7 protein-coding genes are annotated in these 12,303 nt (G+C 47.1%); 5 read left to right on the plus strand and 2 right to left on the minus strand.

Going from position 1 to position 12,303, the window contains the following annotated elements; all coding sequences use genetic code 11:
- Positions 1 to 74: 74 nt before the first annotated feature.
- The 5 genes from ACFSYC_RS14080 to ACFSYC_RS14100 are packed head-to-tail and all read left to right on the plus strand — an operon-like array spanning position 75 to position 8,631.
- On the plus strand, positions 75 to 2,771 hold the full coding sequence (locus ACFSYC_RS14080) for a glycoside hydrolase family 78 protein (RefSeq protein ID WP_377128865.1): 2,697 nt from the start codon (positions 75 to 77) through the stop codon (positions 2,769 to 2,771).
- Positions 2,772 to 2,782: 11 nt separating this feature from the next.
- Positions 2,783 to 3,910: an L-rhamnose/proton symporter RhaT gene (gene rhaT / locus ACFSYC_RS14085; protein ID WP_377128868.1), complete on the plus strand. Its 1,128-nt coding sequence runs from the start codon at positions 2,783 to 2,785 to the stop codon at positions 3,908 to 3,910.
- Positions 3,911 to 3,928: 18 nt separating this feature from the next.
- Positions 3,929 to 6,049 (plus strand): bifunctional aldolase/short-chain dehydrogenase, encoded by a 2,121-nt coding sequence (locus ACFSYC_RS14090; RefSeq protein ID WP_377128871.1) that lies wholly within the window; start codon positions 3,929 to 3,931, stop codon positions 6,047 to 6,049.
- 12 nt (positions 6,050 to 6,061) lie between these two features.
- Complete coding sequence (locus tag ACFSYC_RS14095) at positions 6,062 to 7,330, plus strand: TIM barrel protein (protein WP_377128873.1); 1,269 nt, start codon at positions 6,062 to 6,064, stop codon at positions 7,328 to 7,330.
- A gap of 2 nt (positions 7,331 to 7,332) precedes the next feature.
- Complete coding sequence (locus tag ACFSYC_RS14100; protein ID WP_377128878.1) at positions 7,333 to 8,631, plus strand: FGGY-family carbohydrate kinase; 1,299 nt, start codon at positions 7,333 to 7,335, stop codon at positions 8,629 to 8,631.
- A 13-nt stretch (positions 8,632 to 8,644) separates the two neighbouring features.
- Here ACFSYC_RS14100 and rlmF read toward each other — a convergent pair whose 3' ends face one another.
- The gene (gene rlmF, locus ACFSYC_RS14105) at positions 8,645 to 9,616 is read right to left on the minus strand and encodes a 23S rRNA (adenine(1618)-N(6))-methyltransferase RlmF (RefSeq protein WP_377128881.1); all 972 of its coding nucleotides are present in this window, start codon (positions 9,614 to 9,616) and stop codon (positions 8,645 to 8,647) included.
- Between the two features lie 17 nt (positions 9,617 to 9,633).
- A complete protein-coding gene (gene bglX / locus ACFSYC_RS14110) occupies positions 9,634 to 11,910 on the minus strand; it encodes a beta-glucosidase BglX (protein WP_377128884.1) in 2,277 nt (758 codons plus the stop codon).
- Positions 11,911 to 12,303 lie beyond the last annotated feature (393 nt).

Raw genomic sequence — 12,303 nt, forward strand, 5'->3', positions numbered from 1 at the left:
CAGTAGGGGATAGTTAACCGAAATGAATTTTGTTAACTTGCCGTAACCAATTATACATCCTTTTTTAATAAACAATGAGAAAAGTACTCTTTTTATTTATTGTCTTACTTGCGGCCCAGGTAGCACGGGCCCAGGTAAAAATACAACGCCTCCTTACCGAGAACCTGCCCAACCCTACGAGTATTGATGCCGCGGCACCACGCTTTAGCTGGCAGTTAACACCCGGCACGGGGCGCAACGTAATGCAAACCGCTTACGAAATTAAGGTAACCGATGACGCTAAACGCATAGTTTGGGCACCCGGGAAAGCAAACAGCGATCAATCTACCTTTATTACTTACAAAGGCACCCCCCTAACATCCGGTAAAAAATACACCTGGCAGGTTAAAGTTTGGGACAATAAAGGCAAAGCGTCCGACTGGGCAACCGCTACTTTTCAAATGGGTTTATTAACCGAAAGCGACTGGAAAGCCCAATGGATTGGCCCGGGTACAGAAGAGGCAGGCCGCCCCAGCCCCATGTTCAGAAAAGGATTTGCTACTGGCAAAAAGATAAAATCGGCTACCGCTTACATTACCGCACATGGTATATACGAGGCGCATATAAACGGACAGCGTGTAGGTACAGACTACCTTACACCCGGCTACACCAGCTATAACAAACGCATACAATACCAGGCTTATGATGTTACTAACCTGCTAAAATCAGGCGCTAATGCTGTTGGCGCATCATTAGGCAGTGGCTGGTATCGTGGCATTTATGGTATTGGTACCCGTAAAGAAATTTATGGTAAAGACATCGCCCTGCTCATGCAAATAAATATCACCTATGCTGATGGCAGCACCGAAGTAATCGGCACAGATAACACCTGGAAAACCAGCACCGGCGAAGTACGTTATGCCGAGATCTACATGGGGTCGACCATAGACGCCCGGATGGAGCAAAAAGGCTGGGCTACCGCCGGTTTTGACGATGCGAAATGGACCGCTGTAAGCGTACAGAATTATCCAAAAAATGTATTGATAGCCACAGCTAACGAAACTGTTAAAAAGAAAGAAGGATTTAAAGCGCTTAAAATACTCGCCACTCCAAAAGGCGAAAAAGTGATCGACTTTGGCCAGAATTTAGTTGGCTGGGTTAAATTTAAAGTAAGCGGTAAAGCGGGCGACAAAATAGTGATCAGCCATGCCGAAGTAATGGACAAAGCAGGCAACTTTTATACAGACAATCTTCGCGATGCCAAATGTATCAACACCTTTATTTTAAAAGGTGGCGCTCAAGAAACCTTTGAGCCTAAGTTTACCTGGCAAGGTTTCAGGTTTATCAGGATAGAAGGCTACCCGGGTGATATTAAGCTTGAGGACTTTGAGGCGATAGCTATATATTCTGACATGCCGGTTACAGGCACCTTTGCTACTTCTAACCCGATGATAAACCAGCTGCAACACAATATTGAGTGGGGCCAGCGTGGTAACTTTATTGACATCCCTACAGATTGCCCGCAACGCGACGAGCGTTTAGGCTGGACCGGCGACGCGCAGGTTTTCTCTCGCACAGCTACCTATAACATGAACGTACATACGTTTTTTGATAAATGGATGAAGGATTTAGCGCTTGACCAATATAAAGATGGCAGCGTACCACACGTAATCCCTGATGCTTTTGATAATGGCAAACCATCAGGCGGTGGCGGCAGCGCAGGCTGGAGCGACGCGGCAACCATCATTCCCTGGAATATGTATCTGGCCTATGGCGATAAAGATATTTTAGCTGCCCAATACCCAAGTATGAAGGCTTGGGTGGAGTGTATGAAAGGCCGTAGCCGCAACAACCTATGGAACACCGGCAGCCATTTTGGCGACTGGCTTTTCTTTACCCGAAATGATGATAACGACGGCACAGCGGCTATCACCAGTAAATACTTAATTGCGCAGTGCTTCTATGCCTACTCAACGCAAATATTGGTTAATACAGCTAAAGTGCTGGGTAACACGCAGGATGTAGCCACCTACACCAAATTGTTGGCCGAGGTTAAACAAGCTTTCAATAACGAATATGTAACCGCAAATGGACTGATATCTTCAGACACCCAAACCGCTTACACACTTGCTTTACAATTTGATATGCTGCCTGAAAATCTGCGTCCGCAAGCGGCAAAACGTTTGGCAGATAACGTTAGGCGCTATGGCAACCATTTAACCACAGGCTTTTTAGGCACGCCCTATTTAGCCAACGCACTTAGCCGTTTTGGTTATGCTGATGTAGCATTTAAACTGCTATTGCAAGACAGTTACCCATCATGGTTATACCCTATTAAAATGGGTGCTACCACTATTTGGGAAAGATGGAACGGCATACACCCTGACGGCACATTGGAAGTACCATCTATGAACTCCTACAACCACTATGCATACGGCGCTATTGGCGACTGGATGTACCGCACCGTAGCGGGTATTGATACCAAGGCAGACCAGGTAGGTTATAAAGGCATTACCATTAAACCAACCATTGGTGGCAACTTTACCAAGGTAGATGCTAATTACGAAACGCCTTATGGCAAGGTAACCTCAAGCTGGAAAGTTGAGGGTGGCAACTTTGTGCTTGATGTGGTTATCCCGCCAAACACAACGGCTACCGTTTACGTGCCTACAAAAGGCGCCGGCGCGGTTACCGAGGGTGGCAAGCCTGTCACCAAATCAGGCGAACAAGTTGAGGGCTACACAGCCGTTAACGTAGGGTCGGGTAATTATCACTTCAGTACATCAATGTAAACCTTAGCAAAATGCAAGTAATTTTAGGTGTAATATTTCACTTTATCGGCGGTTTTGCTTCCGGTAGTTTTTATATCCCATACAAGAAAGTAAAAGGCTGGGCCTGGGAGAGTTTCTGGATAGTGGGCGGCATTTTTTCATGGCTCATCGTTCCGCCAATTGCGGCCTGGCTAACTGTTCCTAATTTTGTAGAGATCATTAAAGCCACCAACGGGGGCATATTAGGGCTAACCTATTTCTTCGGTTTATTGTGGGGAATAGGTGGTTTAACATACGGCCTTGGTGTGCGTTATCTCGGTGTATCATTAGGCAGCACCATTATACTAGGTTTGTGCTCGGTGTTTGGTGCGTTAGTACCCGCCGTTTACTACCAGTTCGCCCCGGCAGCAGGTAAAGATAGCATTGGTTTACTGGCATCAAATCATTGGGGGCAAATGGTTTTATTGGGTATTTTGGTTTGCGTTATCGGCATTATCATCTGCGGCCGTGCAGGCACCTTAAAAGAGCGCGACCTGAACAAAGCAGGCGCGGCAGCCAACGAAAACAAAGATTACAAATTTGGTTTAGGCATTACCGTGGCTATTATATCAGGCATATTAAGCGCTTGTTTCGCCTTCGGGATTGATGCCGGTGCGGCTATGGCCAGCGCGGCAAACGACGCCTGGCGTGTGACAAACGGCATTACCGATAACAGCAATTTCCTGTACAAAAACAACGTAACTTATATCATTATCTTATGGGGTGGCTTAACCACCAACTTTATTTGGTGTATGATATTGAATGCCCGCAACAAAACATTTGGTAACTATACCGATGGCAGCACGCCATTATTGAAAAACTACATCTTCTCGGCATTGGCGGGTACAACTTGGTTTTTGCAGTTCTTTTTCTACGGAATGGGCGAGAGTAAATTAGGCAATGGCGCCAGCTCGTGGATACTGCACATGGCTTTTATCATATTGATAGCTAACATGTGGGGCTTAATACTAAAAGAGTGGAAAGCGGTAAGCAAAAAAGCATTTGGCACCTTAGTGCTGGGCATTGCAACCATTATATTATCGGTAATTATTGTGGGTTACGGCAATAATTTAAAAGACAAAGCGGCTGTGAAAACAGCTGATATCCAAACAATAAAATAACATCAACACAGTACAATAATGTCTATCAAGGAAACAAATTTTAAGCACGTTAGCTATTTATGGGACGATGCGGAAGCTGCAAAGCTTGCCGGTGACGAGGTGGCCCTGCTAATATACCGGTCTAACCTATTGGGTGCTGATTTACGGTTAACCAACTATGGCGGTGGTAACACATCATGCAAAGCCCAGGCTAAAGATCCATTGACCGGCCAGGAGGTTGAGGTAATGTGGATCAAAGGATCAGGCGGTGATATAGGCACGCTTAAAAAGAACGGACTTGCCGCGCTATATGTAGATAAACTACGCAGCCTTAAAAATGTATATCGCGGCCTGGAGCATGAAGACGAAATGGTGGAGTTATTTAATCACACTATTTATGATCTTGCTTCAAAAGCACCATCAATTGATACACCCTTACACGGATTTTTACCCTTTAAACACATAGACCACTTACACCCTGACGCGGCAATCGCTATCGCGGCAGCAAAGGATGGCAAGCAAATAACAGCCGAGCTGTTTAAAGGTAAAATTGGTTGGGTTGAGTGGCAAAAACCGGGCTTTGAGCTTGGCTTGCAATTAAAAGCTTGTTTAGATGCCAATCCGGGAATCCGTGGTATCATGCTTGGCTCGCACGGGTTATTTACCTGGGGCGATACTGCTTACGAAAGTTATATCAATACCCTCGAAGTAATTGAGCAATGCGCCGAGTATCTTGAGCAAAACTATGGCAAAAAAGGCCCCATCTTCGGTGGTAAAAAACTGGATAGTTTAGACGAAGCCGGTCGTAAAAAACAGGCTATCGCTTTAGCGCCAATATTACGGGGTTTCTGCTCGTCAAAACAAAACATGATCGGTCATTTTACGGATGATGCACGTGTGTTAGAGTTTATCAACTCAAATGATCTTGACCGTTTAGCGCCCTTAGGCACCAGCTGCCCGGATCACTTCTTACGTACCAAGATTAGCCCGCTTGTCTTGGAGTTAGGCAAAGGCGAAGACCTGAGCGACGTAGAAGCATTGAAAACGCGCCTTGCACCTGCATTCAACGCTTACCGGGCCATGTATACCGAGTATTACGAAACCTGCAAGCACGCAAACAGCCCTGCTATACGCGATGCCAACCCGGTGGTACTTTTATATCCTGGCGTGGGTATGTTCACCTTTGCTAAAGACAAGCAGACTGCACGTGTAGCGGCCGAATTTTACACCAACGCCATCAATGTAATGAAAGGCGCAGAGGCTATTTCCGATTATACCTCTTTACCGCGCCAGGAAGCATTTAATATTGAATATTGGTTGTTGGAAGAAGCTAAACTACAACGCATGCCTAAGCCTAAGGCTTTATCCGGGCGTGTTGCGTTAGTTACCGGCAGTGCCGGTGGCATTGGCAAAGCCATAGCCAAAAAATTTGCCGAAGAGGGTGCTGTTGTTGTATTGAACGACATGAATGCCGAGCGTTTAGAAACTGCCGGCGAAGAGTTTAAAAAACTATTTGGTAAAGACGCTTACACCACCGCTATTTTAGATGTTACAAAGGCAGACCAAATTGATAACGCCGTGTCCGAAGCTATTTTGGCTTTCGGTGGTGTGGATCTGATCGTTAATAACGCCGGCCTATCTATCTCTAAAACCATTGCAGACCACACCGAAAAGGATTGGGACCTGTTATATGATGTATTGGTAAAGGGCCAATTTATGGTAACCCAGGCGGCATCTAACGTAATGAAGAAACAAGATATTGGTGGCGATATCATCAACATTGTAAGTAAAAACGCTTTGGTAAGCGGCCCGAACAATGCAGGTTATGGTAGTGCAAAAGCTGCACAGCTACACTTGAGCAGGCTAAATGCTGCTGAGTTGGGTGCCGATAAGATCCGTGTTAACGTGGTTAACCCCGACGCGGTAATTAGCGACAGTAATATTTGGGCTGGCGGCTGGGCCGAAGGCCGAGCGAAAGCTTATGGTGTAACGGTAGCCGAGCTGCCTGCATACTATGCTAAACGGACCTTACTAAATGAAGTGATTTTACCTGTTGATATTGCCAATGCCTGCTTCGCTTTTGCGGGTGGATTGTTAGGTAAATCAACCGGGAATGTATTAAATGTTGATGGCGGTGTTGCCGCCGGATTTGTACGCTAATTTGCCTATACCATGGAACAACTAAAAATTGATGAACACAATCATCTGCATATAAAAAACCACCAGCGCAAATTTGATTTTGTTGCTGAGGATGTAAACAATCTTGATAGTGTACTGCAAAAACTGCAGGCATTCAATATTGCAATACCGAGTTGGGCCTTAGGTACGGGCGGTACACGTTTCGGCCGTTTTTCTGGAGGTGGTGAGCCTCGCAATTTAGAAGAGAAGATCAGCGATGTCGGTATGATCCACAGGTTAAACCGCTCAAGTAATTCGATATCGCTCCACATTCCCTGGGACATCCCGGAGAATGCAATGGCCATCAAAGCCCATGCAGCCCAATACGGGTTACATTTTGACGCGGTTAACTCTAATACGTTTCAAGACCAGAAAGATGCTAAGATGAGCTATAAATTTGGCTCGTTGCACCATACAGATAAAGCGGTGCGCGACCAGGCAATTGCTCATAATATTGAGGTTATAAAATACGGCGTTGAGCTAGGATCAAACGCGTTGTCGGTTTGGTTGTCAGACGGGTCAAACTTTCCGGGACAATTGAATTTCCGTAATGCGTTCCAAAATACATTAGACAGCTTGCAGCAAATTTACGCGGCGCTGCCTGACGATTGGAAAGTATGGATAGAGTACAAACCTTTCGAGCCTAACTTTTACTCGACTACGATTGGCGATTGGGGACAATCGCACCTGTTAGCATCTAAACTGGGTAAAAAAGCTTTGACTTTGGTTGACTTAGGTCACCACCTGCCAAACACCAACATTGAGCAAATTGTGTCGCTATTGCTAATGGAACAAAAGCTAGCCGGTTTCCATTTTAACGATTCGAAATACGGTGATGATGACCTTACCGTAGGCAGCATTAACCCATACCAATTGTTCCTGATATTTAATGAACTGGTAGAGGGAATGGATGCGCGTGGGTTGAACCATGCAACCGGTATTGGCTGGATGATCGATGCGTCGCATAACGTTAAGGATCCAATTGAAGACCTGATTCAATCTGTAGAAGCCATAAAAATTGCTTACGCGCAAGCTTTATTGGTTGATACGAAAGCATTGGTTGGTGCGCAATTAAATAATGATGTTGCCAAAGCGCAAGAGATTTTACAGGCTGCCTATCGTACAGATGTGCGCCCGTTATTAGCCGAAGCACGTTTGCGTACAGGTGGTTCATTAAACCCAATAGCATTGTATCGCGAGCAGGCGGTGCGCGATAGTTTAATACAGCAACGCGGTGCAAAAACCGTGGCAACCGGCTTATAGTAATGAACCCTATACCAGTTATTGCGGTTTTTGATGTCGGCAAAACCAATAAAAAACTCTTCCTTTTTGATGAGAGTTATAATATTGTGTTTGAACGAGCGGCACGTTTCAATGAAACCGTAGATGAGGATGGCTTTGCCTGCGAGAATCTGGAGGCGCTTAAACAATCCATTTTCGACTCCTTGAACGAGGTAAGGCGATTGCCGCAGTTCCGGTTAGAGGCGGTTAACTTCTCGGCGTACGGGGCAAGTTTTGTGTATCTGGATGAGCGTGGCGAGGCTATTGCCCCGCTTTACAACTATCTGAAACCATATCCTGAAAAACTTAAAAAACAGTTTTATGATACTTACGGCGATGAAGCTAAAATAGCTTTTGAAACTGCAAGCCCGGCATTAGAAAGCCTAAACTCGGGCTTGCAGCTATACCGAATTAAATACGAGCAACCAGAGTTATTTAAACGCATCAAATACGCGCTGCATTTGCCACAGTATTTAAGCTACTTGATTAGCGGTCGTGCGTTTTCTGACTGCACCAGTATAGGCTGCCATACCGCCCTTTGGGATTTTGAAAAGAATGATTACCACAATTGGGTAAAGCGGGAAGGCTTGACAGCGATACTGGCGCCCATAGCGCCATCGAATGGCGTTGTTGAGCCTGCCACGCCTGGAGATAATTACCAGGTGGGGATTGGGTTGCACGATAGTTCGGCAGCTTTAATACCTTACTTGGCCAGCTTTAATATGCCCTTCGTGCTACTTTCTACAGGTACCTGGGCCATCAGCTTAAACCCCTTTGACAACACACCTTTAACGGCCGAAGAGCTACAACAGGACTGTCTGAACTATATTCAATACAAGGGCAAACCTGTTAAAGCGTCGCGCTTGTTTACAGGTCACGAGTTTGATGTGGGTTTAAAAGCAATTTCTGAAAAATATGGCCGGGACGTGGTACGATACCGCAACCTGGCTTATGACCCTGATTTGAAAGACGAGGATATTGTCACCTATTATGATTTTGTACGCGGCCTTGTTGCGCAGCAAAAAGAAGCTACTGATCTGGTACTAAAAAACACCCCCGTTAGGCGCATTTTTGTAGACGGCGGATTCAGCAAAAACTCGGTATTTATGCACATGCTGGCAGAGGCTTTTCCTGATGTTGAGGTATACGCTGCGTCAATGGCTCAAGCAACAGCACTAGGTACCGCGCTGGCTATCCATTTTGGATGGAATACCAAACCGGCTATCCCGCATGATTTGATCAACTTGAAATATTACTCGGCAGTTAAAAGAAATATCATATGACCTTCTAAACGGTCTATTCCACCTCGCCGCGCTTCTTCTTAAACCAATCCGCTTGTTCTTCAGGGCTTAAAAATGTCCACGCTATAAAGCGGCTGTTCTTTTGTCCGTGCGACATGTTAATGGTTTTAACATCCGCTGCTTTAACAAACTTCAGGGTGCTATAAACCGTGGGCAAGGTCTCTTTTTTAGATACCAGCGTGGTAAACCACAAGGTTTGCTTGCCGTATTTCACACTTTCCTCCACCATACGGCGGATAAATCCAGACTCGCCACCTTTGGTCCAAAGCTCGTTCTTCTGGCCGCCGAAGTTTAAAAAAGTCGGCTTTTTCATTACACCCAGCTTTTTCCATTTGGTAGCCGTAGCGTCAGCCGCTTCTCTGAACGATGCGTGGAACGGTGGGTTACAAACAGTCACATCAAAGCGTTCATCCGCTTTAAAAACGTTGGCGAATATGTCATCATCACCGCCTTGTAAACGGATCTCTATCTTACGCTCTAAACCCTTATTTAAGCTGATGATCTCTCTTGCCGAGCGAATAGCCGTTGGGTCAATATCAGTACCAACAAACTGCCAGCCGTAAAAGCTGGTGCCAATCAATGGGTAAACCAGATTAGCTCCGGTGCCGATGTCAAGCACATTTACTTTGTTTCCTTTCGGGATAGCGCCTTCGTTGGTATCAGCCAGCAAGTCGGCTACGTGGTGTATATAATCTGCACGGCCGGGAATAGGCGGGCAAAGAAACCCTTCGGGGATATCCCAGCCATCAACTCCGTAAAATTGCTTTAACAATGCCTTATTTAAAGCCTTAACAGCCTCATCATCAGAAAAATCAATCGTTTCAACCTCGAACTTGTTTACGCCTAAAAAGCGTCTTAAATCAGGGTTAGCTTTAATGAGTTGCTTAAAATCATAACCCTGTCTGTGCGGGTTACGCGGATGCATGTTCTCTTTTGCGGCTGGTATTGGTGCTTGTTCGGGCTTCATCTACAATTCAATTTCACTTATAATAATCTAAAAGTAGCTGTCTGCAAATCGCGCGAATTGGTGCCTATAAACACCTGGAATTCGCCGGGCTCTGCAGTGTACTTCATGTTGATGTCGTAAAACTTAAGGTCGTAGACATCAAGCGCAAAGGTAATAGTTTTTGACTCGCCAGCCTTGAGGAATAGCTTTTTAAATCCTTTAAGCTCCTTAACAGGGCGGGTGACCGAACCTACCACGTCCCGGACATACAGTTGTGCGGTCTCCTCGCCATCGTATTTGCCGGTGTTGGTAATGGTTACCGTAGCTGTCAGTTTATCGGTGGCTTTGATAACCTCTTTACTCAGGCTGATAGCACCATACTCAAACTTAGCATAGCTCAGGCCGAAGCCAAACGGATACAGTGGGGTGTTAGGCACATCCAGGTATTTAGAGGTGTACTTCTCGTTGGGGTCTATCGGGCGGCCGGTGTTTTTGGCGCTGTAGTAGATCGGTATCTGGCCTATGTTACGGGGGAAAGTCATGGTCAGCTTGCCGCTTGGGTTGTACTTACCAAACAGTACGTCGGCTATGGCTTCGCCGGCACGGTGGCCGCCGTACCAGGTTTCGACTATGGCGTTAAGGTTATCGTCCTCCCATTGCAGGGTTAGCGGACGACCGTTCATTAGCACCAATACTATCGGTTTGCCTGTGGCCTTCAAGGCTTTTAGTAGGGCCTTTTGATTTTCGGGCAGGCCGATATCGCTGCGACTTGCGGCCTCGCCGGTCATCATGAACGACTCGCCCAGCACCACCACGGCAATATCAGCTTTCTTAGCTGCCGATACCGCTTCGTCTATCATATCCGCCGGCGACTTCGCATCCAGGGTTAGGTCGGCGCCGTTTCTGTTCAGGCGGGCCATCAGGTCCTTATCATCTATCAGGTTGCAGCCCTTGGTGTAGGTGTACTTTTTTGAAGGGTAGTTCTCGTTAACCCCGGCCCAAACGCTTATGGCCTTTGTCCAGTCGCCGGCACCGCTCCAACTGCCTATCAGGTTGCGCTTGTCCTGCACCAGCGGGCCAATAAAGGCGATCTTCTGTTGCTGGTTAAGCGGCAGCACGTTGTTGTTTTTTAGTAAGACGATGCTCTCGGCAGCTGCCCGTTTGCTTAGCGCCAGCTTCTCGGCGTTCATGATCTCGTTAGCTGCGCGATCCTCGTTCACGTAGCGGTATGGGTCGTCAAAGAGGCCCAGTTTGTACTTGGCCTCCAGCACGCGGCGACAAGCCAGGTCAATGTAGGCTACATCCAGCTTCTTGGCTTGGACCAGTTTCTTTAGCTCGTTGATGTAGATCTCGCTCACCATGTCCATATCGTTGCCGGCTATCAGGGCCTGCCTGCCCGCTTCGGGGACGTCGCCTATGCCGTGCTTGGTTAGCTCCACAATGGCGGTATAGTCTGTCGCTACCAGGCCTTTGAAGCCCCACTTCTTGCGCAGCAGGTCGGTTAACAGGGCGCCGCTTGCAGCCGCTGGCGTACCGTTGATCTCATTGAACGAGCTCATTACCGAGCCCGCGCCCGCGTCTACCGCGGCTTTGTAGGGTGGTAGGTAGGTTTCCATCATCTTGCGCTCGCTCATGTCAACCGTGTTATAGTCGCGGCCACCCTCGGCAGCGCCGTAAAGGGCGAAGTGCTTAACGCAGGCCAGCACGGTGTTGTTAAGCGACAGGTCATCGCCCTGGTAGCCTTTTACCATGGCTGTGGCTATTTGCGACCCTAACCACGTGTCCTCGCCGGCACCCTCGGCAACGCGGCCCCAGCGTGGGTCGCGGGCTATGTCAACCATGGGCGAGAACACCCAGTTTAGCCCGTCGGCGCTGGCCTCTTCGGCAGCGGCACGGGCGGTTTGCTGTATCAGGGGCAGGTTCCAGGTGGCCGACAGCGCTATGGGCATCGGGAATATCGTCTTGTGTCCGTGGATCACATCATAGCCGAACAGCAGGGGTATCTTCAACCTCGTTTTAGTTACGGCCAGCTCCTGTAGCTTACGTACAGCGTTGGGTGTAAAGGTGTTAAACACGCCGCCTACCAGCCCCTTTTCAATCTTGCCTTCAACGCCCTGGCTTAGTATGGGTCCGGTAACGTCAAAGCCTATGGCGGGCAGGTTAAGCTGGCCTATCTTCTCGTCCAGCGTCATCCTGGCTAGCAGGGTGGTAACAAACTTGTCCATCTTGCTGGGCTGGGCTTTCTTTGGCTGCGCTATGGTGCCCAGACTGCATATAGTCATCAGGCATATCAGGGTTGATTTGCGGGTTATCATGGTTGTTATCTGTATGTTTGATACTTAGGATATGGTGTTGAGGTAAATATATAAACTATCTTTTATAAGCTATCGGGCGCTAACTAAATAAGTTGAATGGCCGGCCCGGCTGGGTGGGTAGAGGCGTTTGTTTCACGCGCGTGTGACACAAGTGAAACACGTGAAACAAGATTTAGACCTATCTGCCTCAACCACAACCACTTGCAAAAATCGAGTGAAACAAAATGAAACAAGATTTTGATATAACTTACTGATTTTCAATGGTGTAAAAAATAGGCGTTTTTTGCATTTTGAAATGACCCGTCCTGAAAAAGGTTGACAGTTATTTTTATAAAGTTATTAATTATTGTTTGTTTGTCGTGTCAGGATGTTGGGAACGCGTAGCGTTGTCCA

Origin of the sequence: Mucilaginibacter antarcticus (assembly GCF_042686155.1) — a bacterium.
GTDB lineage: Bacteria > Bacteroidota > Bacteroidia > Sphingobacteriales > Sphingobacteriaceae > Mucilaginibacter > Mucilaginibacter antarcticus.

Bases quoted from the DNA above. Each gene is read 5' to 3' on its own strand.
- ACFSYC_RS14080 (WP_377128865.1), top strand. From the start codon at position 75: ATGAGAAAAGTACTCTTTTTATTTATTGTCTTACTTGCGGCCCAGGTA.
- rhaT (WP_377128868.1), top strand. From the start codon at position 2,783: ATGCAAGTAATTTTAGGTGTAATATTTCACTTTATCGGCGGTTTTGCT.
- ACFSYC_RS14095 (WP_377128873.1), top strand. From the start codon at position 6,062: ATGGAACAACTAAAAATTGATGAACACAATCATCTGCATATAAAAAAC.
- ACFSYC_RS14090 (WP_377128871.1), top strand. From the start codon at position 3,929: ATGTCTATCAAGGAAACAAATTTTAAGCACGTTAGCTATTTATGGGAC.
- bglX (WP_377128884.1), bottom strand. From the start codon at position 11,910: ATGATAACCCGCAAATCAACCCTGATATGCCTGATGACTATATGCAGT.
- rlmF (WP_377128881.1), bottom strand. From the start codon at position 9,616: ATGAAGCCCGAACAAGCACCAATACCAGCCGCAAAAGAGAACATGCAT.
- ACFSYC_RS14100 (WP_377128878.1), top strand. From the start codon at position 7,333: ATGAACCCTATACCAGTTATTGCGGTTTTTGATGTCGGCAAAACCAAT.